Below are 25,523 nucleotides of genomic sequence, written 5' to 3' on the forward strand. Positions count from 1 at the left end.
GCCGCGCGCTTTTCGATGCTACAGCAGCCGCGCCCATGAGTTCGACCGATCCCAAAGCGCTGCTTCCCGACAGCCTTGCCGCCCGTGTTTCGACGCTGACCATCAAGGAAGGCAGGGCCATCGCCATCGTCGATGCCGCGGGCCTGGGCCAGCAGGAGCGCGACGATATCGAACGCGCGATCACCGATATCCTCGGCCAGCGCGAAGAGGTTTCCGAAACCCGCGTCGTGATGACCGCCGAACGCACGCAGCGGCGGATCATTGCGGTGGGCAGCGGCAAGGGCGGCGTCGGCAAATCGACGCTGACCGCCAATCTGGCGATTGCGCTGGCACGGCGCGGGCGCAAGGTCGGGCTGGTCGATGCCGATATCTACGGCCCTTCGCAGCCGGTCATCCTGGGCAATCAGGGTTCGAAGCCGGTGGCCCGCGACAAGAAGCTGGAGCCTGTCGACAGCCCGGTGGGGATCCCCGTGCTGTCGATGGGCCATCTGGTCGAACCGGGGCGCGCGCTGGCCTGGCGCGGCCCGATGGCGGGCAATGCGCTGGCGCAGCTGATCGATGCGCATTGGGGCGATGTCGATACGCTGCTGGTCGACCTGCCGCCGGGTACGGGCGATGTGCAGCTGACCATGCTGCAGCGCTACAAGCCGATGGGCGCAGTGCTCGTCTCCACTCCGCAGGACCTTGCCCTGATCGATGCCGCCCGCGCGGGGCAGCTGTTCGACCAGGCGGGGGTGCCGGTGATCGGACTGGTCGAGAACATGGCGGGCTATGCCTGCCCGCATTGCGGCGAGGTGTCCGACCCGTTCGGCAGGGGCGGGGTCGAAACCGCCGCCGGGCGGCTTGACCTGCCGTTCCTCGGGCGCATCCCGCTCGACCTAGCGATCCGCGAAGGCAGCGACCGCGGCCAGCCGCCCGCTTGCGGCGAAGATGCGCTCGCAGCGCCGTTTCACGATATCGCCGCCAAGGTCGACGCGTGGATCCGCGCGCAGGGCTAGCCGCGCTGCCGGTTTCGCGGCGGCAGCTGCTGGCCGGGGCCGCGGTCGGCGGCGGGCTGGCGGTCGGCTGGTGGCTGTGGCCGCGCCGCTATTCCAGCCCGCTGGTTCCCGGACCGAACGAACACGGCTTCGGCGGCTGGCTCACCATTGCCGAAGACGGCGTGGTCACCGTGGCTCTGCCGCAGCTCGAGATGGGGCAGGGCGTGACCACCGTGCTGGCGCAGGTCGTGGCAGTCGAACTGGGTGCCGACTGGCGGCAGGTCGCCATCGAACCCGCACCGCCTGCAGGCCTGTTCGCCAACACTGCGCTCGCCGCGAAATGGGCGCCGCTGTGGTCGCGTCTGCCCGGCCTGGCCGATGATCCCGATGGCCTGCTGGCCGAACGCTTTGCGCGCAGCAACGCCTTCTGCGCCACGGCCGAAGGCCTTTCGCTCGCAGCCTATGAACAGCCGCTGCGCGCGGCCGCTGCGGCGGCCCGCGCGCTGCTCGCCATGGCGGCGGGAGAACGCTGGGGCGTGGGCTGGGAAGAATGCGAAGTCGCAGCGGGTCTCGTGCGCCACGGCGAACAGGAACTGGGCTTCGGCGAACTGGCCGCGCAGGCTGCCACGCTCGACCCGCCCGATCCGCCGCCGCTGCGGGTCGAACATGCCAGCGAGGATCCGTCCCCGGCTGAGGCCGAATTGGCGTCCGCCTTCCCGCGGCTCGACCTGCCCGCCAAGGTCGACGGAAGCTTCCTGTTCGCCGGCGATATCCGCTTGCCGGGCATGGTCTACGCCTCGATCCGTCACGGGCCGCTGGGGAAGGCCGAACTGACCGCCTTCGACAAGGAAGCGGTGGCCGGCCTCAAGGGGCTGGTGGGGGTGGTGAAGTCCAAACGCTATCTCGCGGCAGTGGCCGAAAGCTGGTGGATTGCCGACCGCGCGCTTGCGGCGATGCGGCCGGTCTTCGCCGGGCCCGCGGCCGTCGAGAGCGCGGGTGCACTGCGCGCGCTCGATACCGCGCTGGCGGAGGGCGAGGGCGAGCGCATCGTGACCGAAGGGGATCCGGACGGCGCTCTCGCACGGCCCGATTATGCGCAGGATTATTCCGTCGCCCAGGCAGTTCACGCCGCGATCGAGACCGCCAGCGCGACGGCGCGCTTCGACGGCGGCAAGCTGGAATTGTGGATCGCCGCGCAGGCGGGTGAACTGACGCGCCGCGCGGCGGCCAAGGCAATCGGCATCTCGCCGCAGGACGTGGTGCTCTATCCCACTGCGGCGGGGGGCAGTTTCGACGCGCGGCTCGAACGGCGGCACGCGATCGAGGTTGCGCAGATCGCGCAGCAGATCGGCCGCCCGGTCCAGCTGACCTGGCCGCGCCAGCAGGAATTGCAGCTGGTGCCGGTGCGCACCCCCGTCAGCGCGCGGCTGGAGGCGGGCTTCGTCCCGGCGAGCGGCGGCCGCATCGCTGCCTGGCGCACGCGGCTGGCGATGCCCGCGACCATGCGCGAATTCGGCCACCGTCTGTTCGACAACAACACGCCCGAAGCGGCGATGGAACACGCTGCGGGCGAGGCCGATGCGCTGGCCTGCGAGGGCGCGGTCCCGCCCTATGGAATCGCGCATGTCGCAGTCGACCACCTGCCGGTGACGCTGCCCTTCCCGACCGGGCCGATGCGCGGCAATGCCGCGGCGTACACCGCGTTCTTCACCGAGAGCTTCATCGACGAACTGGCCGAACGCGCCGGGCGCGACCCGTTCCTCTACCGCATCGAGATGCTGGGCCAGACGCCGCGGATGGCCGATTGCCTGCGCCGCGCGACGCGGCTGGCCGGCTGGGACGGCGGGCGCCGCGGCACCGGTCAGGGGCTGGCGATGGTGCGTATGGGCGGACCCGGGGAGGGGGGCGGGCGCATCGCCTGCGTGGCGCAGGCCGCGCTGGGCGAAGGCGGGCTGCGCGTGACCCGGCTGCACGCGGCGGTTGATATAGGGCGGATCGTCAATCACGACATTGCGCGCCAGCAGATCGAAGGCGGGCTGATCTTCGGCCTGTCGCTCGCCACCGGGTCGAGCGTGGCCTATGAGGATGGCCGGCCCGTCCCCGCGCGCCTTGCGGGGCTGAGCTTGCCGACGCTGGCCGATTGCCCCGAGATCGTTATCGAATTCCTCGCCAGCGACGCACCCGCGTTCGATCCCGGCGAACTGGGCGTCGCCGTGGCGCCGCCCGCCATCGCGAATGCGCTTTACTCCGCGACAGGAGTGCGCTTTCGCCGTCTGCCATTGCTTTCGGAGGGCCTATGACCTGGCAAGAACAATCGCTTCCCGCCGACCACCCCGCAGTCAAGTCGGGCGGCGTCGGGGTGCTGCTCGTCAATCTCGGCACGCCCGATGCGCCCGAGAAGGGGCCGGTCAAACGCTATCTCGCGGAATTTCTTTCGGACCGCCGGGTGGTCGAAATCCCGGCAATCGCCTGGCAGCCGATCCTGCGCGGCATCATTCTCAACACGCGGCCCAAGAAAAGCGCGCATGCCTATCGCCAGGTGTGGACCGAGGAAGGCTCGCCGCTGGCGGTGATCACGCGCGACCAGGCGGCCGCAATGCAGCAGCGGCTGGGCGATGAGGTGAAGGTCGACTGGGCGATGCGATACGGCACTCCGTCGATCCCCGAGCGGATCGAGGCGCTGATGGCGGACGGTTGCGAACGGATCCTGCTGGCTCCGCTCTACCCCCAGTACTCGGGTGCGACCACGGCCACGGTTGTGGACAAGGCTGCGGACAAGCTGCGGGAAATGCGTTGGCAAGCCTCACTGCGGACCCTGCCGCCCTATCATGACGACCCGGCCTATATCGATGCGCTGGCGAGCGATCTCTCGCGCCAGATCGATGCGCTCGATTTCGCGCCCGAAGTGCTGCTGCTGAGCTTCCACGGCATGCCGCAGCGCACGCTCGAACTCGGCGATCCCTATCACTGCCACTGCCAGAAGACCTCGCGCCTGCTACAGGAGCGGCTGGCGCGGCCGGGGCTCCGTTTCCGCACCACTTTCCAGTCGCGCTTCGGGCCGGCCAAGTGGCTGGCCCCTGCGACCGACGATACGCTGGAAGAAGAGGCGCGGGCCGGAACCAAGCGGCTGGCGATCGCTGCGCCGGGCTTTTCGGCGGATTGCCTCGAGACGCTCGAGGAGCTGGCCATCCAGGGCCGCGAGCAGTTCACCGAGGCCGGCGGAGCGCAGTTTGCCGCGCTGTCCTGCCTCAATACTTCCGACGCCGGACTGGCCATGCTGGAGACGCTTTTGCGCCGTGAATTGATGGGGTGGATTCGCGCCTGAAAATTACTTACAACGAAGTAAGTTTTAAGGAGCTACCTAATGGCCACGCTTGCCCCGCACCAACCTGCCGAGACCGCGCCGTCGCATTGGCAGGAAGGCAATCCCAGCGAAGATGCGCTCGCGCACATCCCGGGCGAGGGGGGGTGGCCGATCGTCGGCAACACCTTTAAGATGCTGGCCGACCCGCATGGCCAGACGCGGCGCATGGTCGAAAAATACGGCCGCGTGTACAAGAACCGAGCCTTCGGTGGCTGGAATGTCGCGCTGATCGGGGCCGAGGCCAACGAGATGCTGCTGATGAACCGCGACAAGATCTTCAGCTCCGAACAGGGCTGGGGACCGATTCTCGACAAGCTGTTCCCGCGCGGGCTGATGTTGCTCGATTTCGATCATCACCGCGCCGATCGCCGCGCGTTGTCGATCGCCTTCAAGCCCGGCCCGATGCGGCATTATGCGGACGCGCTGAACCGCGGCATCGCCAAGCGGGTCGAGGAATGGGGCGGCGATGGCTCGGGGGCGCAGTTGCTCTTCTATCCGTCAATCAAGGAACTGACGCTCGACCTGGCGGCCGACAGCTTCATTGGCATTCCGTGGGGCCCCGAGGCGGACCGGATCAACACCGCCTTCGTCGACATGGTCCAGGCCAGCGTGGCGCCGGTGCGCAAGCCACTGCCGTTCACGCAGATGAAGCGCGGCGTCGATGGCCGCGCCTATCTGGTCGACTATTTCACGCGCGAAACGCATCGCCGCCGCGCCGAGGGCGGCGGGCAGGACATGTTCAGTCAATTCGCCACCGCCGAATATGACGATGGCAGCCTGATGCCGGTCGACGAAGTGGTCGATCACATGAACTTCCTGATGATGGCCGCGCACGACACCATCACCTCCAGCGCCACCTCGCTGCTGTGGCTGCTCGCCAAGCATCCCGAATGGCAGGATCGGCTGCGCGACGAAATCGCCGCGGTCACCGGGGGCAGCGATGCCAGCGGCCGCCCGCGCGATCTCGAGTATGACGATCTGGGCAAGCTCGACCTGACCGAAATGGCGTTCAAGGAAGCGCTGCGGTTCGTGCCGCCCGTGCCCTCGATGCCGCGCCGCGCGCTGAAATCCTTCGAATACGGTGGCTACCGCATCCCCGCCGGGGCCCATGTCGGGATTAACATCCACTACACGCATCACGACGAGGAACACTGGGAGGATCCCTACACCTTCGACCCGATGCGCTTTACGCCCGAGCAGGTGAAGGCACGGCACAAATATGCCTGGGTGCCCTTCGGCGGCGGCGCGCATATGTGCCTGGGGCTGCATTTCGCCTACATGCAGGTGAAGATCCTGCTGGCGCAGATGCTGCCGCGCTACCGTATCGAACTGGCGGCGGGCGATCCCGAATGGCAGGCGTGGCCGATCCCCAAGCCCAAGGACGGGTTGAAGCTCAAGCTCACCGCCATCTGATTCGGTTTTTATCGGGCATCCTCGCTCACGCGACCTGATGGTCGCGTCGCTGTGGGCGGCCAGTCGGCCTTGCCTCGCCTGCGGCGCGGGGATTCTCGCCCAGCGATCGAGTAGTGCTAGCCCCGGCCCGGAATGAGGGCCGGCAAGGGCGGAAGCGAAGTCGAAGACACAGCTGGCCAGAGGCCACCTGCATGCCCGCCCGCAGGGGCCCGCAGCGAAGCAGAGGAACAGCCCCGAGGACGCACCGACGGATGTCGGTGCGCAACCGGAACATCATTTCAGAAATCGATGGCGATGCCGTCTTTTACCCAGTCGCCATAGCGCGTCGGGCTGAGGTCCTCGTCATTGCTGCCCTTCCTGGGCGCAGGCGGGGCATCGTTGGTCCAGTGAGCGGGCTTCTTGAACCCTTCGGGGCGGGTGGTTGCGCGTTTCGGCATGCCGCCAACATGATGCCGCTGGCGGCTTTGTGCAAGTGGGGGTAGGGGCTGGCCCCCATGGCCCAACCTACCGGTATCCACGCCCGCCGCGCTGCGCTGCGCCTGCTCGATGCAGTGCTTCGCCAGGGCGAAACGCTCGACATCGCCTTCAACGGCGCGACCCGCGACATCCGCAAGTTCGAGGACAAGGCGCTGGCGCGGGCCATTGCCAGCGAAGTCCTGCGCTGGCTGGTCGATCTCGACGCGCTGATCGACAGCGCGACCAAGAAGCCGCTGCCGCATGATGCCAAGGCGCGCATGGTCCTGCGGATGATGCTGGCGCAATGGCTGCGGCTGGACACCCCGCCGCACGCGGTGCTGGCAACCGGGCTCGACTTGCTCGCCGGGGGGCAGCGCCGGCTGGCGCATGGCGTGTTCTCCACTCTGACCAAACGCGGCGACACGCTGCCCGACGCCCCGACGCTGCCCGAGCCAGTCGCTATGCGCTGGGGCGAGCGGGCCCCCGCGATCGCCGCCGGCCTGGCCGAACCGCCCCCGCTCGATCTTACACTGCGCGATCCTGCGGACACCGCGCAGTGGGCCGTACAGCTTTCCGCCGACAGCCTGATGCCCGGGCATTTGCGCCTGCCGCGCGGAGCCAATGTCGAGAAGCTGCCGGGCTTTGGCGAAGGGGCCTGGTGGGTACAGGATATCGCTGCTTCGCTGCCCGCACGGCTGCTGGGCCCGGGCGAGGGGCGCCACGTGCTCGACCTGTGCGCAGCGCCGGGGGGCAAGACGCTGCAGCTGGCCGCGCAGGGCTGGCAGGTGACCGCGCTCGACATATCTAAACGCCGGCTCGACCTGCTCAAGGCCAATCTCAGGCGCACGGGTCTGAAGGCGGGCGCCGTCCGCGCCGACGCGCTCAAGTGGGAACCGAAGCACACATTCGATGCGATCCTGCTCGATGCGCCCTGCACGGCGACCGGGACCGCGCGGCGTCATCCCGATGTGCTGCACCGCATCGGCCCGGAGGCCATCAAGCAAATGGCGCAATTGCAGGCCACACTGCTTCAGCGTGCGCAAGGCTGGCTCAAGCCGGGCGGGACGCTGGTCTATGCAACCTGCTCGCTCGAACGCGCGGAGGGCGAAGACCAGGCCAGCGCCGTCTCGCTCACCCCCGATCCGATAACCCGTGATGGTTTGCCAGAGGGTGTCGAGCCGGGCAGCACGGGATGGCTACGCACCGACCCCGGCATGCTCGAAGAGCACGGCGGTCTCGACGGCTTCTTCATCGCGCGATGGCGGCGGGACCTCTGATCAGCGGGCGATGAAGTCCCGCAGTTGCGCGATCGCGAAATCGGGATCGGTCATCAACACATAGTGGGCCGCCGTATCGCTTGCCGCCAGTTCGATATCGCCCGCAGCATCGAGCCGCTCGGCAAGGGCTGCCGCCCCGGCGAAGGCGGTCTTGGGATCGCGCTTTGCGTGCAGCACCAGCGTCGGCGGGATTCGTTCGGGCAGACGGCCCAGATCCGCGGGTGCTTCATAGGTCGGGAACCCGCCGGGCAGCAAGTGCCGCGGCAGCGGGCTGGCGAACAGCAGCCCGGCTTCTTCGCTCTCGATCATTTCCTCTGTCAGCTCGGCGCGGCGGTTGTTCTCCGACCGGCTGATCAGGCTCACCAGCGGGATCGACGAACCGAACTGCGGGAAAGCGGCGAAGGTCTGCTGGACACGCCCGAGCTCGGCCTGCGCGTGCTCCAGCCATGCCGTGTCGCCGCGGTGCAGGCCCGCGATGATAAAGGGCAACATCGCCCGCGTCCGGGGAAAGTCGATCAATGCGGCGAGCAGGTATTTCGGCTTCGGCCCAAGCGGCTCCGACAGTTCGGGATCGGCGAGCAGGGCTGCCAGCGCCTCGTCGAGCGGCTGGTCGAAATAGCGGCTGCAGTCAGGCCGCTCATCGCAATCGCGCAGCACCTGCCGCCCGACCGCATCGGTCACCTGTGAACGCCGGCTGAGGTCGTGGCGCAGATCGTCGTCGGCGGGGACGAGCGAGTCGAGGATCACACCGTCGAGCCGCTCGGGCGGGGCGACTGCCAGTGTGCGCAAGATCAGCTGCGTGCCGTAGGAGACGCCGTAGAGATGCCGACGCATGTCACCGCCATGGCGGTCCATCAGCAGGCTCACGTCGCGCGCTGCATTGCCGATCGTGAAAGCCAGCGTGCGCTGCGGATCGGCATGCAAAGCGCCGATGCAGCTGCCCCATTCCGCACCCTCCAGCGCCATGCCGCCGGCGCTGTCCGCGCTTTCCTCGGACGGGCACAGCCGTGTGGACAGGCCGGTCCCGCGGTGATCGGGCACGATCAGGTCGAAGCCGGGCGCCGCCGCGCGCAACCTGTCAATGTAGGGGTAGAAGGACGCACCCGATTCCCCCGGTCCGCCGGCGATCAGCCATAGCTCACCGGTCGCAGCCCCGCGTGCCGGGAACTTGCGGACGAACAGATCGATGGTGCCCGTTTCGGGCGCGCCGTGATCGAGCGGGACGGCCAGCTGCGCGCATTGCGTGTCACCAAGTGCTGGAAGCGCGCCGGCGTCAGCGCAGGGGGTGAACCCGGGCCGCTCTGCGGGTTCGCCCGCCGCTGCCGGAGCGGCCGCGGCAAGCGACAGGACTGCGCCGGCGGCAAGCAAGGATATGATCGGTGACACGCTAAGCTCCGGCAATATCGGGGAAATCGACGGCTAGGCGCCATCCTTCCTCCGGGCAATGGAACCCGCCCGCCGCTTCGTCGAAGTGCTGCCTCCTATCGACCGCCGACAGCTTCGGCGAGCAGCAGCCCCGACATATAGGCCGCCTCGACCCGCGGACCGATGAGCCAGTCGCCGCAGACGCCGATCCGCTGTTCTGCGTCCCACAAGGCCTCTTCGCCAGCCGTGCCCGACCTGGCAAAGCGCCAGCGATGGGCGGTTGCGCCCAATTGGCGCGGAAGCGGGCCACCATTGGCTTCGGCCAGTTCGGCCAGCAGCGCGGCTGCAACCGTTTCCGCGTCCTCTTCGAGATGCGCGCGCGACCATTCGGCCGAGGCCTGGACGACCCAGCATTCCTCGCTTGCGCGCCCGGGCTTGGCATTGTTGCGCGCGGCCCAACCGATCGGGCCGCGCTGGCGCAGCGTGTCTTGCACCAGCGCCAGCGGTGCCTCGAACCCGGCCATCAGCGTCCAGCATGGGTCCGAAGCGGTTTGATCCGCGAGCGTGGCCATGGCCGGGGCATGCGGCTGCAGCAGCGGGCCGGCCTGCTCCGCCGGCACCGCGACGAGCACCGTGTCGAAAGGCGTATCCAGCGCGCCTTCTCCGTCGATCTGCCAGCCCTCGCCATCGCGCACGAGCTGTTCGATCCGCGTCCCGAATTGCACGCCGAGCTCACCGGCCATCGCCTTGAGCGGCGCATTCATCGCGGGCGTGCCGACCCAAGCGTCATCGCCTGCGGCGGCCCAGCGCGCGGCCACGCCGGAGGCTTCCCAGTGCGCAACCTGCTCGACGAAGCGCGGGTTGCGCGCGGTGAAATACTGCGCGCCGTGGTCGAAATGCAGCGTGGTGCCGCCGTCTTCCATGCGCCGAGTCGCCATCCGCCCGCCGGGTCCGCGGCCCTTGTCGAACAACCGGACCTCGTGCCCCAGCCGGGAGAGCCGCTGGCCGCAGCTCAACCCGGCCATACCGGCACCGACGATCGCGATCCGCATCGCGCCGCCCGCGTCAGGCATCGGCCTTGAGGTACTTCTGGAAGCTCTTGCGCAGCTTCATCAGCTTGGGCGGGATCACTGCCTGGCAATAGGGATTGCGCTGGCCTTCGCCTTCCCAATATTCCTGGTGGTAATCTTCGGCCGGATACCACTGACCGCTCTCGATCGTGGTCACCGCCTGCTGCCCGGGATGATCGTCGTTCCAGCGCCCGACCGCCGCGCGGGCTTCGTCTTCCTGCCCGTCGAGCGGAAAGATCGCGCTGCGGTACTGCGTGCCGACATCGTTGCCCTGCCGGTTCAGCTGGGTCGGATCATGCGTCCCCAGGAAGACATCGTAGAGCTGGCCCAGCGTGATCTGCGCATCGTCGAAGGTCACGCGCACGCCCTCGGCATGGCCGGTATTGCCGGTGCAGACCTCCTTGTAGGTCGGATCGGGCTTGTCCCCTCCGATATAGCCGCTTTCCACCTTACTGACGCCGATAACGTCCTTCATCACCGCTTCGGTGCACCAGAAGCATCCACCGGCCACGATCGCCTGTTGTTGCGCCATACTCGTCAATCTCCTTGTGCCCAGCAGATAGGAAGCCGTCTTCGCCTTGTCATCCATCGGCGGCAGGTCCAGAACACTGCCGGATGAATTGAGGAGGATTTTCCATGCGTCTTATGCTGACTGCCGCCGTTGCCGCTCTTGTCGCGTCACCGCTCGCCGCCGACAACCACGCCGCCGATCTCGAAACCGTGCTGACAGCCGACATGCGCGATGACGACCGCGCGCGCGACCAGTACCGTAACCCCGCCGAAACGCTCGAATTCTTCCAGGTCGCGCCCGACATGACCGTGGCCGAATACGGTCCGGGCGGCGGCTGGTACACGCGCGTGCTGGCGCCCTATTTGCACTCCTCGGGCAAATATATCGCCTTCGATCAGGACAGCGACGGTCGGACCTACAACAGCCGGGCGCAGGAAGCGCGCGCGAAGGGCTGGACCGAGCGGTTCAAGGCCGAAGTCGCCGAAATGACAGGGGTCGAAGCTGACAGCGTCACTGCATTCGAGATCGACGAGATGCCCGAAGACCTCGCCGGCACGGTCGACCGCGTGCTGATCTTCCGCTCGATGCACGGGCTGAACATGGGCAATGCGGCGGACGATGTGCTCAAGGCCGCGCGCATGATGCTCAAGGACGACGGCATGGTCGGCGTGGTCCAGCACCGCGCGCCCGAAGGCGCCAGCTACGACGATTACGGCGCACGCCAGCGCGGCTACATGCGCAAGCAGGATGTCGTCGCGATCTTCGCCGCCAACGGCTTCGAACTGGCCGGGGAAAGCGAAATCAATGCCAATCCGAACGACCCGGCAAACTGGGAAGGCGGCGTGTGGACGCTGCCGCCGGTGCTGCGTTACGGCGATCAGGACCGCGCGAAATACGAAGCGATCGGTGAAAGCGACCGCATGACGCTGCTGTTCCGCAAGGCGCAGTAACCATTGTCTGGACGGCGGCGGCTGCCTATCTCGCGCGCATGAGAAAGCTGTCCGTCGCCGTCCTGCAATTGCCGCTCGCCCGCCCCGAGCCGGCCGACAACATCGCTGCCGTGTCCGCGCTGGTGGAAGAAGCCGCGGGCAAGGGCGCGCAGGTCATCCTGCCGCCCGAACTGTTCGCGGGCGAGTATTTCTGCCGCATGGAAGAGGAAGAGCTGTTCGACCTCGCGCATCCCACCTTCGAAAGCCCGAGCGTGCAGGCGATGCAGGAACTGGCGGCAAAGCTCGGCGTGGCGATCCCGACCAGCTTCTTCGAACGCGACGGGCAGCACTATTACAACACGCTGGCGATGATCGGCCCCGATGGCGCCATCATGGGGACTTACCGCAAGAGCCACATCCCCGACGGCCCGGGCTACGAAGAGAAATACTATTTCCGCCCGGGTAATGACGGGTTCAAGGTGTGGGACGTGTTCGGCACGCGCATCGGCGTGGGGATCTGCTGGGACCAGTGGTATCCCGAATGTGCGCGCGTGATGGCACTCAAGGGTGCCGAAGTGCTGTTCTACCCCACCGCCATCGGCTCCGAACCCTATGACGCCGATCTCGACACCAGCCGAATGTGGCGCCGCGCGATGATCGGTCATGCGGTGTCCAACTGCATGCCCGTCTGCGCCGCCAACCGGATCGGGCACGAAGGCCCCGCCGATCGCCAGCAGAGCTTCTATGGCCACAGCTTCATCAGCGACGAATGGGGCGATCTGGTCGCGGAATTCGGCGGGTCGAGCGAAGGCGTGCTGACCGCCACGCTCGATCTCGACGGCGCGCGCAAGCACCGCGCCGGCATGGGCTTCTTCCGCGACCGGCGGCCGCAGCTCTACGGGCGCATCAGCGAGGATATCTGAGCTTGGTCGGGGGCATCGACCAGACACGGCTCGATGCCCTGTTCCCGGCCGCGCTCGAAGCCGCGATCGCCCGGATCGAAAAGGACGGGACGTTCTTCCCGCTGGTGTTCGAACTGCGCGCCAATGGCCTCATCCAGAACGTCGCGGTGCTCGATACCGGCGCAACCGAGGGCGCGCAGAAGGTCATCGACCGGCTGGTCCAGGTGCTCCGCCCCCGCGCTGCCGATCAAACCATCCAGGCAGCCGCCATCGTGCTGTTCCGCAGCGCCGAGCCGGCGATCGAGGTGCGGTTGCAGGCGGCGAATTATTCGCGCGACGTGACCGCGCCTTTCACGCTCGCGACCAGCGGCGTGTTCCGCCGCAGGCGCAAGCTGACGCTGGGCGAATTCACCACCCGCGAAGCGGCGAACGAGCTGTTCTAGCCGCCCGCAAGCTCCTTCAGCACGATGTTCCAATGGTCGAGCCCGGCATAGAAGGCCTCGACCCGCATCCGTTCGTTAAGGCCATGCGCGTAGATGTCCTGCGGCCGGCTCGCGCCAGCGCCGATGGCCACCGTGTCGTAGCCCAGCGCGCGGTAATGCATGCCGTCGGTGCCGCCCGATGACATGGTCGGGATCATCGGGATCGCTTCACCGAAGCGGGTTGCAAGCGATTTCGCCAGCGCTGCGCGAACCTCGTCGGGGAACGCGCTCATCGGGCTTTCGGTCGCTTCTTCGCGCTGTGTCACGGTGATCGCTTCATTGTCGACTGCCGTTTCCAGCGCAGCCTTGACCGTTTCCACCCCTTCACCCGGGAAAACCCGGCAGTTGACTGCGGCGCTGGCCGATTGCGGCAGCGCGTTTTCGGCATGACCTGCATCGAGCATGGTCGCCACGCAGGTCGTGCGCAGCGTGCCGACATAGCCCGGATTGGCGCTGATCAGCGCGATTGCCTCGTCATCGGCGGGATTGGCGGCAAATGTCCGCATGGCTGCGCCAAGTTCGCCCGGAATGCTCTGCCCCAGCGCGCCGAAATAGCTGCGCGTCAACTCGCTTTCGCGCACCGGAAAGCGAAGCTGCTCGATCCGCGTCAGTGCGCCCGCGAGGTCATAGATTGCATTGTCGCTGCGCGGACGCGAGGAATGCCCGCCGGGATTGGTCGCGGTTACATCGAAGGTGACATAGGTCTTCTCGGCCAGCTGCACCTGCTGCGCGAGCGGGGCGAAATCGTCCGCCAGGCCGATGCCCCCAGCATCCGAATTGAGCACATAGGCGGGATCGACATTGTCGGCGACCCAGCGGGCCTGCGCGCGGGTGGAGACCATGCCGGTTTCCTCGTCGCCCGAGAAAACCAGATAGAGATCGCGGTTTGGCAGCCAGCCCTCTTCCTTCAGGCGGATGAAAGTGCCGGTGAGGTTGGCGACGCCGTATTTGTTGTCCTGCGTCCCACGGCCGAAGAAATAGCCTTCGTCCTCGACCAGCGTGAAGGGATCGCGCTCCCAGTCCTCGGGCAGGGCGTCGACCACGTCCATATGCGCGAGCATGACGATCGGCTTCGCGCCGGCAGACCCGTCACCGCGGTAGCGCACGACCAGTCCCTGCGTCGGATCGCCGTCACTGTCGAAATCGGTGACCAGCAAATCCTCCTCGGCAAAGCCCGCGGCCGCCAGCCGGCCGGTAAGATAGGCGACCATGTCGTCCATCTGGCCGTGACCTGCTGCCGTGCGGAAGGCGATGATATCGCGGTAGATGTCGTAAACCCGCTGCTCATGCGCGGTCAGCGCGCGCGGCGCGTGGTCGTCGGCGGCGGCCTGCCCCGCCATGGCCAGCGCACCCGCTGCCAGAATCGCCTTGATCTTCATTCGCCTGCCGCTCCCGTTTGGTACTTGTCGGCAGCGAGGCTAGGGCGGGGGCATGGGCGACGCAAGCGAGCATCGATATCTGGTCGCGCTGGGCTCCAACCGCCGGGTGCAGGGGCTGGGCGCGCCGCGCGCGGTGCTGGCGGGGGCGGTGGCGGCGCTGGCCCAAAGCGGCTGGGAGGTCGAGGCGGTTGCGCGCGTGATCGACAGTGCCCCGGTCGGCCCGTCGCTGCGGCGCTATGCCAATGGCGCAGCGATCATCGCGGGCGATCGCGCGCCGCTGGCCGCGCTGGCGAGCCTGCAGGCGATCGAACGCGCTTTCGGGCGCGACCGGCGCGGGCAGCGCTGGCGCTCGCGCACGCTCGATCTCGATATCGTGCTGTGGAGCGGGGGGACATGGTACGGCCCGCGCCTGGCGATCCCGCACCCCCTGTTCCGGCAGCGCGACTTCGTCCTGCGCCCGGCGGCGCAAATCGCGCCCGACTGGCGCGATCCGGTCTCCGGCCTGACGCTGCGCCAGCTGGCGGCACGCGCCGTACGGCGGCGCTGACAGGATTGCCGCAACACCGGCTTGACCACCTGCGACAGCGCCCCTAGGTGGCACGCCGTGGTCGGGCCGTTAGCTCAGTCGGTAGAGCAACTGACTTTTAATCAGTAGGTCGCTGGTTCGAACCCAGCACGGCTCACCACCTTGAATTCCGCCCCGAGGCCGGTGCGCCGGCGCCCCTAGTCCGGAGCCGTCATCCATGAAAACCCGCGCCGCAGTCGCCTTCGCCCCCAAGCAGCCGCTCGAAATCGTCGAGCTCGACCTGGAAGGGCCCAAGGCAGGCGAGGTGCTGGTCGAGATCATGGCCACCGGCATCTGCCATACCGATGCCTACACGCTCGACGGGCTCGATTCCGAAGGTCTTTTCCCCAGCGTGCTGGGCCACGAAGGCGCGGGCATCGTGCGCGAAGTCGGCGCGGGCGTGACCAGCGTGCAGCCGGGCGATCACGTGATCCCGCTCTACACGCCCGAGTGCCGCCAGTGTAAATCGTGCCTCAGCGGCAAGACCAATCTGTGCACCGCGATCCGCGCGACGCAGGGCAAGGGGCTGATGCCCGACGGGACCACGCGCTTTTCCTACAAGGGCGAGCCGATCTACCATTACATGGGCTGCTCGACCTTTTCGAACTTCACCGTGCTGCCCGAAATCGCGGTCGCCAAGATCCGCGAAGACGCGCCGTTCAAGACCAGCTGCTATATCGGCTGCGGCGTCACCACCGGCGTCGGCGCGGTGACCAACACTGCCAAGGTGCAGGTGGGCGACAATGTCGTCGTGTTCGGCCTCGGCGGGATCGGCCTCAACGTGATCCAGGGCGCGCGGCTGTCGGGTGCGGGCATGATCATCGGGATCGACATCAACCCTGACCGCGAGGAATGGGGCCGCAAGTTCGGCATGACCCACTTCCTCAACACCAAGGGCATGAGCCGCGACGAGGTCGTCGCGAAGGTGGTCGAAATGACCGATGGCGGCGCCGATTACACCTTCGACTGCACCGGCAATACCGAGGTCATGCGCACCGCGCTCGAGGCCTGCCATCGCGGCTGGGGCACCAGCATCGTGATCGGCGTGGCCGAAGCGGGCAAGGAAATCGCCACCCGCCCGTTCCAGCTGGTGACCGGGCGCAACTGGCGCGGCACTGCCTTTGGCGGCGCGCGCGGGCGCACCGATGTGCCCAAGATCGTCGACTGGTACATGGACGGCAAGATCGAGATCGACCCGATGATCACCCACGTCCTGTCGCTCGAGGAAATCAACAAGGGCTTCGACCTGATGCATGCAGGCGAAAGCATCCGCAGCGTGGTGGTATTCTGATGGCCGGCAAGATTTATCCCGATGCCACGGCGGCGCTCGACGGCGTGCTGCGCGACGACATGCTCATCGCCAGCGGCGGCTTCGGCCTGTGCGGCATTCCCGAACGCCTGCTGACCGCGATCCGCGATAGCGGCGTGAAGGGGCTGACCTTTGCCAGCAACAATGCGGGCATCGACAATGAAGGCATCGGCATGCTGCTGCGCACGCAGCAGGTGAGGAAGATGATCTCCTCCTATGTCGGCGAGAACAAGGAATTCGAACGCCAGTTTCTTTCGGGCGAGCTCGAGGTCGAGTTCTGCCCGCAGGGCACGCTCGCCGAACGCATGCGCGCCGGCGGCGCGGGCATTCCCGGCTTCTACACCAAGACCGGCGTCGGCACGCAGGTCGCCGAAGGCAAGGAAGTGAAGACCTTCGACGGTGAGGACTACATCCTCGAACGCGGCATCTTCGCCGACCTCGCCATCGTCAAGGCATGGAAGGCGGATGAAACCGGCAACCTCGTGTTCCGCAAGACCGCGCGCAATTTCAACCAGCCCGCGGCCACCTGCGGCAAGGTCTGCGTGGTCGAGGTCGAAGAGATCGTGCCCACCGGCAGCCTCGACCCCGACTGCATCCACCTGCCGGGCGTCTATGTCCAGCGGATGATCGTGGGCGCGCCCTACGACAAGAAGATCGAATTCGAGACCACGCGCGAAAGGGAGAGCGCCTGATGCCCCAGGAAGCAGCAGGCTGGGACCGCAACGAGATGGCGGCGCGCGCCGCGCAGGAATTGCGCGACGGCTATTACGTCAATCTGGGTATCGGCATTCCCACGCTGGTCGCCAACCACATTCCGCAAGGCATGCATGTCACGCTGCAGAGCGAGAACGGCATGCTTGGCATCGGGCCGTTCCCTTACCCCGACGAGGTCGACGCCGACCTGATCAATGCGGGCAAGCAGACCATCAGCGAACTGCCGCACAGCGCCTATTTCGACAGCGCGGCCAGCTTCGCGATGATCCGCGGCGGGCATATCGACCTGACCGTGCTGGGCGCGATGGAAGTGGCCCAGAACGGCGACATCGCCAACTGGATGATCCCGGGCAAGATGATCAAGGGCATGGGCGGCGCGATGGATCTGGTCGCGGGCGTCAAGCAGATCATCGTGGTGATGGATCACACCGCCAAGGACGGCAGCCCCAAGTTCATTCCCGAATGCACGCTGCCGCTGACCGGGCAGAACGTGGTCGACATGATCGTCACCAATCTGGCGGTGTTCCAGCGGCCCGACCATGACAGTCCCTTCCGGCTGGTCGAACTGGCGCCGGGCGTGACGGCTGATGAAATCGCCGAGAAGACGACCGCGAAATACGAGGTCGCGCTATGACCACTGCGGGCACGCTCGAGACGGTATCGGAAAATTGCAGCCATGGCGGCGTGCAGGGCGTCTACCGCCATGCCTCGGCCAGCACCGGCACGCAGATGACCTTCTCGGTCTTCGTCCCGCCGCATGAAGACGGCGCGAAGCTGCCCGTGCTGTGGTTCCTGTCGGGGCTGACCTGCACCCACGCCAATGTCACCGAGAAGGGCGAATTCCGCGCTGCCTGCGCCGAGCACGGGGTCATCTTCGTCGCGCCCGACACCTCGCCCCGCGGCGAGGCCGTGCCCGATGACGAGGCCTATGATTTCGGGCAGGGCGCGGGCTTTTATGTCGATGCGACGCAGGTACCCTGGGCGCAGCATTTCCAGATGCGTAGCTATATCGAACAGGAACTGCCCGCGCTGCTGGCCGAGCATTTCCCCGCGGACATGCAGCGGCAGGCGATCAGCGGCCATTCGATGGGCGGCCACGGCGCGCTGACCATCGGCCTGCGCAATCCCGACCGCTTCCGTTCGATCAGCGCCTTCTCGCCGATCGTCAGCCCGCTGAACTGCCCATGGGGCGACAAGGCGCTGGGCGGCTATCTGGGCGATGACCGCAGCGACTGGCGCGAATACGATGCCTGCGCGCTGATCGAAGACGGTTCGCGCCATGCGAACCTGCTGGTCGACCAGGGCACGGCGGACAATTTCCTCGAGGAACAGCTCAAGACCGATCTGCTGGTCGATGCCTGCAAATCCGCCGACATGCCGGCGGACATCCGTATGCAGCCCGGCTACGACCATTCCTATTACTTCATCTCGACCTTCATGGCCGAGCATGTCGGCTGGCACGCGCGCCATTTGCAGGGCTGAACGCTTGGCGGGATAGATTTGCGTCAGCCATGCGTTAGGGCAGCATGATCCTCGATACTCCCTGGCCCGATATCATCGCCCGCGGCGTGCTGCTGGCAATTGCCGCCATCATCTGGGTGGTGGTGCTGATCCGCCTCAACGGGCTGCGCTCGCTGTCCAAGATGACCAATTTCGACTTCGTGATGACGATCGCGCTGGGCAGCCTGGTCGCGGGCGCGGCGCAGGCAAGCGACTGGAAAGCCTTCGCGCAGGCCATGGTCGCGATGGCGGGCCTGTTCGTCGTCCAGGCGGCGTCGGCGCGGCTGCGCAAGACCTCCGACAGTGTCGAGGACCTGATGCAGAACGATCCGGTCTTCCTGATGCGCGACGGCAAGTTCTGTGACGATGCGCTGACATACACGCGCGTCGCCAAGAGCGATCTGATCGCCAAGCTGCGCGAGGCCAATGTACTCGATTACGGACAGGTTCGCGCCGTAGTGCTCGAGACCACCGGCGACGTGTCGGTGCTGCACGGCGACCATCTCGAGGAGACGATCGTCGAGAATGTGAAGCGCGTCTAGCGGCGGTCGAGCCAGCGGGCGAATGCGACCCCGCCGGTGATCAGGAACGGCACCAGCACCAGGCTGAGCACGACCTTGGCGATGATCTGCCCGATCAGCAGGTTGGTGATGGCGAACTGGCCATAGAATGCCAGCGTGATGAAAATCACCGAATCGATAGCCTGGCTCAGCGCCGAGGCAATCGCCCCGCGGGCCATCAGCGAGAGTGTCGACGCGCCTTCGGCCGATCCGCGGAGCCGCGAGAAAATCCAGACGTTGAGCAGCAGCGACACGATGTAGGCGGCCGGTCCCGCCATCCACACGCGCCACAATGTCGCGTGGACGCGTTCGAAGGCGGCGAGGTCGTCGGCGCGGAATTCGGTCATCTCGACCGATGGCGGCAGGTTCAGCACCAATTGCATCAGCAGCGACGCCACCAGCAGCGGAACGAAGCCCCACCAGACGATGCGATTGGCCAGCTTCTCTCCGTAAAGCTGTGCGATCGTGCTGGAAATCACCACCAGCAGCAGGAAGGCGAAGATGCCCGATTCGACTGCCAGTTCGGTCGGCCACAACTGCACCTGCTTGAAGGCCAGCACGCCCGCCAGCACCGTCATCCCGCCATAGAGCAGCGTGTATACGAACAGCCCCAGCGGCATGGCGGCAGCGGCGAGACGGGTCTCGTTGGCGGGGTGGGTCATCTCTCGGCCTCGACAAGTTTCGTGGACGGCGAGGCCGTCGGCGGGCCCTGAAAATTGACTAATGCGGCGGCGCACGCAAGACAGCGCCCGATTTCATCCGCAACTTGTCCTCCTGCCAAAGGGAAAGCGATGGCGCCTATCCTGATTAATCTCGTCGGTATCGTGGCGATCCTGCTGATCGCCTTCCTCCTGTCGACGGGCAAGAAACGCATCAGCCTGCGCGTCGTCGGGGCGACCTTCGCGCTGCAGGCGCTGATGGCGCTGCTGGTGCTGCGCACCCCGTGGGGCGTGCAATTGATCCAGGCGCTGTCGAACGGGGTCATTGCCCTGCTCGACTATTCGAAGGTCGGGATCGAGGCGATCTTCGGGCCAATGGGCGCCAATCCCTTCACCAACACCTTCGTCATCGCCGCGCTGCCGGTGATCGTCTTCTTCGCGGCGATCGTGTCGATCCTGTATCACTGGGGCATCATGCAGCGGCTGGTGCGCTGGGTCGGCGGCGCGATCGGCTGGATCACCGGGATCAGCAAGGTCGAGGCGCTGGGCAGCGCGGCCAACATCTTCGTCGGCCAGTCCGAAAGCCCGCTGGTGGTGCGCCCCTATCTCGCCGCGCTGACCCCCAGTCGGCTGTTCACGCTGATGAGCGTGGGCATGGCGGGTGTCGCCGGCACGATCCTCGCGGCCTATGCCAGCTTCATCGGCGCCGAGGCAGTGCCCTTCCTGCTCGCCGCGGCGTTCATGTCCGCGCCCGGCGGCATCCTGATGGCCAAGATCATCATGCCCGACGACGACAGCGTGCTGGCGCGCGATGCCGCGCAGATGTCCGGGGTCGACCCCCATGGCGAGATCGTGCTGCCGAAGGGCCGGATCAGCGCCGAAGGACCTGCCGCGCTGACCGAAGGCGGCAAGGCGCATGAAGTCGAAGTCGCCGAGACCTTCGAGGAAGGGCACAAGCCCGCCAATGTCATCGAAGCCGCCGCGCAGGGCACGCAGACCGGCGTGAAGCTCGCCGTGGCGGTTGGCGCGATGGTGATGGTCTTCGTCGCGCTGGTCGCGCTCGCCAATGGGATTCTCGGCGGTATCGGCGGCTGGTTCGGCTATCCCGACGTCAGTTTCCAGCAATTGCTCGGACTGGTGTTCGCCCCGGTGATGTATCTGATCGGCATTCCCTGGGACCAGGCAGGCGCGGCGGGCGGATTGTTCGGCACCAAGATCGTGCTCAACGAATTCGTCGCCTTCATCGAACTCGGTTCGATGGATGGCAGCGTGCTGTCCGATCGCAGCCGCGCGATCGTCACTTTTGCGCTGTGCGGTTTCGCCAATTTCAGCTCGATTGCGATCCAGATGGCGGTGACCGGCGGGCTGGCACCCAACCAGCGCCCGGTGATTGCCAAGCTCGGCCTGCGTGCACTTGCGGCGGGCAGTCTCGCCAATCTGATGAGCGCGGCGCTGGCGGGACTCTTCCTCCCGTATTAAAGGCCGGTCCATTATGACCGATTCGAACACAGATATTGCGGTTGTGTCGCTGGCACAGCCGCTCGACTCGATTGCCGACGAGCTTGGCCGCAGTTTTCAGCAATACGGCTTTGCCGTCATTCGCGACCACGGGATCCCGCAGGAGCTGATCGACCGCGCCGAAGCGCTGTCGAAGCAGTTCTTCGCGCTGCCCGACGAGGTCAAGCGCGCCTATCACATTCCCGGCGGTGGCGGGGCGCGTGGCTACACCCCCTTCGGGACCGAAAAGGCCAAGGACGCCAAGGTCCACGATCTCAAGGAATTCTGGCACGTCGGGCGCGAGCTGCCCGAAGGCCATCCCCTGGCCGAATTCATGGCCGACAATGTCTGGCCGTCCGAGGTCGCAGGCTTTCGCGAAACCTTCAGCGAACTCTATGCGGCGTTCGAGGAAGCCGGCGGCCGCGTGCTCGAAGGCATCGCGCTGCATCTCGGGCTCGACCGCGAGTTCTTCGCGCCGACCATCGAGGACGGCAATTCGGTGATGCGCCTGCTGCGCTATCCTCCTCTGGAAGGCGAGGAAGCCGAAGGCGCGGTCCGCGCCGCCGCGCATGGCGATATCAACACGATCACGCTGCTGCTCGGTGCCGAAGAGGCCGGGCTGGAACTGCTGACCGCGCAGGGCGACTGGAAAGCGGTCGCCCCGCCCGAAGGTGCGCTGGTGGTCAATGTTGGCGACATGCTCGACCGGCTTACCAACGGCAAGCTGCGCTCGACCACGCACCGCGTGGTGAACCCGCGCGGCGATGCCGCCTATCGTGCGCGCTATTCGATGCCGTTCTTCCTGCACTTCCGGCCGGATTACGTGATCGAGACGCTGCCGTCCTGCATCGACGCGGACAGCGGCACCAAACCGCCCGAACCGATTTCAAGTCACGACTACCTGATGCAGCGCCTGCGCGAGATCGGCCTGGCCTGATCCGCACGCCGCTTCCGGGGGCTGTTGCACTTATGCACCGGTTCCCGGAAGAATCGGATTTGTTGCCTTTATGCAACTAACGTAAATACCTGAAATACAGCGGATTTCCCGTTTGGTGCGGCGATGCGTCTCGCACCTGCAACATATGTCTTGATCTTGTCACAAAAAGATAGCTTTGCCGCAACGTCCTCCCGCCAGGGAGTCGGCTCAGCAGCACTAGCCTACTTTTAACGAGACGAAGGGATCCGCTCGATGAAGTTCAAATATCTCCTGGCCGCGTCGGTTGCCGGACTGGCAACCACGACGGCGATGATTGCAGCGCCCGCTGCCGCACAGCAAATCACCTCGGGAATCGAAGGCCGCGTGGTCAGCGAAGCTGGCGAGCCGCTGAATGGCGCAACCGTGGTCGTCACCGATACCCGCACCGGCCAGGACCGGACGCTTGTGACGGCAGCTGACGGCAGCTTCCGCACCAGCTCGCTCGTCCCGGGCGGTCCCTACACCGTCACCGCCACGGCCGATGGCTATGAAGGCCAGACGGTCGAAAACACCTTCATCACCGTTTCGGGCAACACCGATTTCACCTTCGAACTGACGACGGGTGTCGCGGCGAACACCATCATCGTTTCCGGCTCGCGCGCCAATGTGCAGCAGCTTGCCGTCGGACCGGGCACCGCCTTCGGTGTCGAAACGCTGGAAAGTTTCCCGAGCATTTCGCGCGACGTGCGCGACATCATTCGTCTCGACCCGCGCGTAAGCCTCGATCGCTCCGACGAAGTCGACCGGATTTCCTGCCTCGGCGGCAACGACCGGTCGAACACCTTCACTGTCGACGGCATCGTCCAGGCCGACGTGTTCGGTCTCAACGGAACGCCGTTCGCCGCGCGTAACTCGCTGCCCCTGCCGTACGATGTGATCCGCGAGACTTCGGTCGAATTCGCGCCTTTCGACGTCGAGTATTCCGATTTCACCGGCTGCCTCGTGAACGTGGTGACCAAATCGGGCCAGAACCAGTTCCACGGTTCGGCCTTCTACACCTATTACGACGACAGCATGCTCGCCGACACCATCATCGACGGCGACGGTGTCGAACAGCCGCTGTCTTCGGGCAGCGAGAAGCGCTGGGGTGCCACCCTCGGCGGTCCGATCATTCCCGACTATCTGTTCTTCTATGCCGGATACGAGGAAACCGACCTTGGCGATGCGAACGACACGGGCCCCGCAGGCGCCGGTTTCGTCAATTCGGTCGATGCCGTCACGCAGGCCGATTTCGACCGTTTCGCCACGATCGCGCAGAACGTCTACGGCCAGGACATCGGCGGCTATCCGCGCACGCTTGACGAAAGCAGCAAGCGCTACTTCGGTCGTCTCGACGCCTATCTCGGCGAAGACCACCGTCTGGAACTGACCTACCAGCGGCTCGAGGAGAACAATGTCGAGCCCGACTTCGGCACCGATGCTCTGGGCGGTCTCAACTCCTTCGAAGCCGAAGGCACGATCTCCGATTACTATTCGGGCCGTCTGTATTCGGACTGGACCGACACGATTTCGACCGAACTGCGGCTGAGCCGTTCGAAGGTCGGCGACGTTCAGGGCCCGGTGGGCTTCGGTGAAGCGCAGTCGGACAATCCCACGGTCCGTCTGGCTGTCGGTACCTTCAACAATGGCGAATACGGTCTGCTTTCGACCGGCCCCGGCATCTTCCGTTCGGCCAACCAGCTCGACACCACGATCGATCAAGCGAAGTTCCAGATGAACATCGACGCCGGCGATCACCTGTTCAAGCTGGGCGCCGAAATCAATTCGCTCGACACCTACAACCTCTTCGTCATCAATGCGACGGGGACGCTGTACTTCTCGAACCTCGACGATTTCGAGCAGGGCATTCTCAGCCAGGGTGGCGAATTCTTCCCGACCAACGAGGAAGTGTTCCTTGGTGAAGGCTACGGCGCGGATATCAACGCCACTCCGACCGGTGACGTGAACGAAGCAGCCGCGCGTTTCACCCGCAACATCTACTCCTTCTATGCGCAGGACGAATGGCAGGCGACCAGCCAGCTCAACATCACTGCAGGTCTGCGGGTGCAGTTCTATTCGGGCGATGCGCCGCGGGCGAACCCCAACTTCCTCGCTCGCTACGGGTTCACGAACTCGAACCCCTTCAGCAAGCTTGATCCGGTTCTTCTGCCCCGTCTGTCGGCAACCTATGAACTCGACAATGCCGGTTTCTTCTCGAATTCGCGCGTAACCGGCGGCGTTGGTGTCTTCTCCGGCGGCGACCCGGTCGTGTATTTCTCGAATGCCTTCTCGAACAACGGGTTCTCGGCTGGCCTCGGCACGGACATCTTCTGCGCCAACCGTCCTTCGGACGTGGTCGTCAACGGCGAGTTCACCGGTTTCCCTGATTGCGTGATCGCGTCCGGTTCGGACAGCGCGGCCCAGGGTCTTGCCGATACCCAGTCGACCGATCCGAATTTCGACATCCCCACGGTGGTGCGTGCGAACCTCGGTTTCTCGACCGATTTCGGCACCACTTCGGGCTTCTTCAGCGACTGGCGCCTGAACCTCGACTACATCTACTCGCGGTACAACGACACGCTGAACTTCGTCGACCTGTCGCAGACCCCCGATCCGAGCCGCGGTGTCAACGGTTTCACCGTCGACGGTCGTCCGATCTACCGGGCAATCGATCCGACGGCTGCAGGCTGTGAAGCGACGCTCGAAGGAACGGGCGGGACCCCGCCGGTCTGGAACAATGTCACGGCACCGTGCTTCGCAACGGGCCGCGATGATGAAATTCAGCTGACGAACGGCCCGAGCTACGACAGCCACGTGGCATCGTTCCTCCTGTCGAAGAACTTCCGCGGTGGCCTGCTCACCGAGAATGGCAGCGTTGGCCTTCGCTTCGGCTATGCCTTCACCGACTCGAGCAACAACCGCAATGTCGGGTCGTCGACGGCCACTTCGTCCTACGACGTGACCGCGGCATTCGACCGTCAGAACCCTGGGATTTCGACGTCCAACTATGAAACCCGCCACAATCTGACGGCAGCGTTCAGCTGGAAGGAACGCTTCTTCGGTGATTATGCCACGCAGCTGGGCATCTTCTTCCGGGCGCGTTCGGGCCGGCCGTACAGCCTCGTGTTCGACGGCAGCGGCGTCTTCAACGACAGCTCCTCGGGATCGGACAACGCGCTGCTCTACGTTCCGTCGGGCGTGAACGATCCGAATGTCACTGGCGATGCCGGCGACATTCAGGCGCTGATCGATTACGTCGAAGCATCGGGCTGCGATTACACGCCGGGCGCTTCGATCAAGCGCAACAGCTGCCGCAACGAATGGTCGTATGATCTGGACCTCCGCTTCAGTCAGGAACTGCCCTTCCTCGGCAGCCTGACCGGGATCGCGGACGATCGGGTCGAACTGTTCGCCGACTTCGATAACTTCCTGAACTTCCTCGATAAGAGTGCCAACCGCGTGAAGTTCTTCAACGATATTCCGGTAACCAGCACCGGTGTCGATGCGCAGGGTCGCTACGAAATCGGAAGCTTCAATCCGGATGACGACCAGATTGTCTCGGTCTCCAGCTCGGCCTGGAAGGTCCAGGTTGGCGTGCGCTACGAATTCTAATCGGTAGCTCTTCGGCAAGATCAGGGC

At 65.8% G+C, this 25,523-nt stretch carries 23 protein-coding genes and 1 tRNA gene; 18 read left to right on the forward strand and 6 right to left on the reverse strand.

Annotation, left to right across the window (positions count from 1 at the left end):
* Window positions 1-35 precede the first annotated feature (35 nt).
* The 4 genes from GRI55_RS12770 to GRI55_RS12785 are packed head-to-tail and all read left to right on the forward strand — an operon-like array spanning window position 36 to window position 5,754.
* Window positions 36-998 carry an Mrp/NBP35 family ATP-binding protein gene (locus GRI55_RS12770; RefSeq protein ID WP_160767428.1) on the forward strand — a complete coding sequence of 321 codons (963 nt, stop codon included), beginning with the start codon at window positions 36-38 and terminating at the stop codon, window positions 996-998.
* Complete coding sequence (locus tag GRI55_RS12775; RefSeq protein WP_307020159.1) at window positions 977-3,277, forward strand: xanthine dehydrogenase family protein molybdopterin-binding subunit; 2,301 nt, start codon at window positions 977-979, stop codon at window positions 3,275-3,277. Before GRI55_RS12770 ends, GRI55_RS12775 begins: the two co-directional genes overlap by 22 nt.
* A complete protein-coding gene (gene hemH, locus GRI55_RS12780) occupies window positions 3,274-4,302 on the forward strand; it encodes a ferrochelatase (protein ID WP_160767429.1) in 1,029 nt (342 codons plus the stop codon). Before GRI55_RS12775 ends, hemH begins: the two co-directional genes overlap by 4 nt.
* Window positions 4,303-4,341: 39 nt before the next feature.
* Window positions 4,342-5,754, forward strand: coding sequence for a cytochrome P450 (locus tag GRI55_RS12785; RefSeq protein ID WP_160767430.1), 1,413 nt, complete (start codon window positions 4,342-4,344; stop codon window positions 5,752-5,754).
* A gap of 278 nt (window positions 5,755-6,032) precedes the next feature.
* Here the strand turns inward: GRI55_RS12785 and GRI55_RS12790 are convergent, their stop codons facing one another.
* A complete protein-coding gene (locus GRI55_RS12790; RefSeq protein WP_082835556.1) occupies window positions 6,033-6,191 on the reverse strand; it encodes a DUF1674 domain-containing protein in 159 nt (52 codons plus the stop codon).
* Between the two features lie 57 nt (window positions 6,192-6,248).
* Between GRI55_RS12790 and GRI55_RS12795 the strand changes: the two genes are divergently transcribed.
* The gene (locus tag GRI55_RS12795; RefSeq protein WP_160767431.1) at window positions 6,249-7,487 is read left to right on the forward strand and encodes an RsmB/NOP family class I SAM-dependent RNA methyltransferase; all 1,239 of its coding nucleotides are present in this window, start codon (window positions 6,249-6,251) and stop codon (window positions 7,485-7,487) included.
* On the opposite strand, the gene GRI55_RS12800 is transcribed toward GRI55_RS12795, so the two are convergent.
* The 3 genes from GRI55_RS12800 to msrA form a co-directional block, all read right to left on the reverse strand.
* Window positions 7,488-8,873 (reverse strand): alpha/beta fold hydrolase, encoded by a 1,386-nt coding sequence (locus GRI55_RS12800; protein ID WP_160767432.1) that lies wholly within the window; start codon window positions 8,871-8,873, stop codon window positions 7,488-7,490.
* Between the two features lie 95 nt (window positions 8,874-8,968).
* Window positions 8,969-9,925 (reverse strand): NAD(P)/FAD-dependent oxidoreductase, encoded by a 957-nt coding sequence (locus GRI55_RS12805; protein WP_237452535.1) that lies wholly within the window; start codon window positions 9,923-9,925, stop codon window positions 8,969-8,971.
* Window positions 9,918-10,454, reverse strand: coding sequence for a peptide-methionine (S)-S-oxide reductase MsrA (msrA, locus tag GRI55_RS12810; RefSeq protein ID WP_160767433.1), 537 nt, complete (start codon window positions 10,452-10,454; stop codon window positions 9,918-9,920). The genes GRI55_RS12805 and msrA overlap by 8 nt, the downstream gene beginning before the upstream one ends.
* Before the next feature lie 104 nt (window positions 10,455-10,558).
* Here msrA and GRI55_RS12815 point away from each other — a divergent pair, with 104 nt between their 5' ends.
* The 3 genes from GRI55_RS12815 to GRI55_RS12825 are packed head-to-tail and all read left to right on the forward strand — an operon-like array spanning window position 10,559 to window position 12,707.
* Window positions 10,559-11,383, forward strand: a complete 825-nt coding sequence (locus tag GRI55_RS12815) for a class I SAM-dependent methyltransferase (protein ID WP_160767434.1) — start codon at window positions 10,559-10,561, stop codon at window positions 11,381-11,383.
* Window positions 11,384-11,421: 38 nt separating this feature from the next.
* Entirely contained in the window at window positions 11,422-12,285 is an 864-nt protein-coding gene (gene aguB / locus GRI55_RS12820; RefSeq protein ID WP_160767435.1) for an N-carbamoylputrescine amidase, read from the forward strand.
* A 2-nt stretch (window positions 12,286-12,287) separates the two neighbouring features.
* Window positions 12,288-12,707 carry a hypothetical protein gene (locus GRI55_RS12825; RefSeq protein WP_160767436.1) on the forward strand — a complete coding sequence of 140 codons (420 nt, stop codon included), beginning with the start codon at window positions 12,288-12,290 and terminating at the stop codon, window positions 12,705-12,707.
* Here the strand turns inward: GRI55_RS12825 and GRI55_RS12830 are convergent.
* Window positions 12,704-14,125, reverse strand: coding sequence for a M20/M25/M40 family metallo-hydrolase (locus GRI55_RS12830; RefSeq protein WP_160767437.1), 1,422 nt, complete (start codon window positions 14,123-14,125; stop codon window positions 12,704-12,706). The genes GRI55_RS12825 and GRI55_RS12830 overlap by 4 nt on opposite strands.
* A 52-nt stretch (window positions 14,126-14,177) precedes the next feature.
* On the opposite strand from GRI55_RS12830, the gene folK reads away from it, so the two are divergent.
* The 7 genes from folK to GRI55_RS12865 all read left to right on the forward strand — a co-directional run bounded on the left by folK (window position 14,178) and on the right by GRI55_RS12865 (window position 18,755).
* A complete protein-coding gene (gene folK, locus GRI55_RS12835) occupies window positions 14,178-14,672 on the forward strand; it encodes a 2-amino-4-hydroxy-6-hydroxymethyldihydropteridine diphosphokinase (protein ID WP_160767438.1) in 495 nt (164 codons plus the stop codon).
* Window positions 14,673-14,735: 63 nt separating this feature from the next.
* A tRNA-Lys gene (locus GRI55_RS12840) sits at window positions 14,736-14,811 on the forward strand.
* A 57-nt stretch (window positions 14,812-14,868) separates the two neighbouring features.
* Complete coding sequence (locus tag GRI55_RS12845; RefSeq protein WP_063535080.1) at window positions 14,869-15,981, forward strand: S-(hydroxymethyl)glutathione dehydrogenase/class III alcohol dehydrogenase; 1,113 nt, start codon at window positions 14,869-14,871, stop codon at window positions 15,979-15,981.
* The gene (locus tag GRI55_RS12850) at window positions 15,981-16,691 is read left to right on the forward strand and encodes a CoA transferase subunit A (protein WP_160767439.1); all 711 of its coding nucleotides are present in this window, start codon (window positions 15,981-15,983) and stop codon (window positions 16,689-16,691) included. Before GRI55_RS12845 ends, GRI55_RS12850 begins: the two co-directional genes overlap by 1 nt.
* Window positions 16,691-17,347 carry a CoA transferase subunit B gene (locus GRI55_RS12855; RefSeq protein ID WP_160767440.1) on the forward strand — a complete coding sequence of 219 codons (657 nt, stop codon included), beginning with the start codon at window positions 16,691-16,693 and terminating at the stop codon, window positions 17,345-17,347. Before GRI55_RS12850 ends, GRI55_RS12855 begins: the two co-directional genes overlap by 1 nt.
* Window positions 17,344-18,195, forward strand: a complete 852-nt coding sequence (gene fghA / locus GRI55_RS12860) for an S-formylglutathione hydrolase (RefSeq protein ID WP_160767441.1) — start codon at window positions 17,344-17,346, stop codon at window positions 18,193-18,195. The genes GRI55_RS12855 and fghA overlap by 4 nt, the downstream gene beginning before the upstream one ends.
* A 44-nt stretch (window positions 18,196-18,239) precedes the next feature.
* Entirely contained in the window at window positions 18,240-18,755 is a 516-nt protein-coding gene (locus GRI55_RS12865) for a DUF421 domain-containing protein (RefSeq protein ID WP_160767442.1), read from the forward strand.
* On the opposite strand, the gene GRI55_RS12870 is transcribed toward GRI55_RS12865, so the two are convergent.
* Window positions 18,752-19,435 carry a queuosine precursor transporter gene (locus tag GRI55_RS12870; RefSeq protein WP_050599717.1) on the reverse strand — a complete coding sequence of 228 codons (684 nt, stop codon included), beginning with the start codon at window positions 19,433-19,435 and terminating at the stop codon, window positions 18,752-18,754. The genes GRI55_RS12865 and GRI55_RS12870 overlap by 4 nt on opposite strands.
* A gap of 129 nt (window positions 19,436-19,564) precedes the next feature.
* On the opposite strand from GRI55_RS12870, the gene GRI55_RS12875 reads away from it, so the two are divergent.
* The 3 genes from GRI55_RS12875 (at window position 19,565) to GRI55_RS12885 (ending at window position 25,496) form a co-directional block, all read left to right on the forward strand.
* A complete protein-coding gene (locus GRI55_RS12875; protein ID WP_160767443.1) occupies window positions 19,565-20,911 on the forward strand; it encodes a NupC/NupG family nucleoside CNT transporter in 1,347 nt (448 codons plus the stop codon).
* A gap of 13 nt (window positions 20,912-20,924) precedes the next feature.
* Window positions 20,925-21,866 carry an isopenicillin N synthase family dioxygenase gene (locus GRI55_RS12880; RefSeq protein ID WP_160767444.1) on the forward strand — a complete coding sequence of 314 codons (942 nt, stop codon included), beginning with the start codon at window positions 20,925-20,927 and terminating at the stop codon, window positions 21,864-21,866.
* A 252-nt stretch (window positions 21,867-22,118) separates the two neighbouring features.
* A complete protein-coding gene (locus tag GRI55_RS12885; protein WP_160767445.1) occupies window positions 22,119-25,496 on the forward strand; it encodes a TonB-dependent receptor in 3,378 nt (1,125 codons plus the stop codon).
* Window positions 25,497-25,523 lie beyond the last annotated feature (27 nt).

The sequence above is a fragment of the Qipengyuania citrea genome (assembly GCF_009828015.1).
In the GTDB taxonomy this organism is placed as follows: domain Bacteria; phylum Pseudomonadota; class Alphaproteobacteria; order Sphingomonadales; family Sphingomonadaceae; genus Qipengyuania; species Qipengyuania citrea.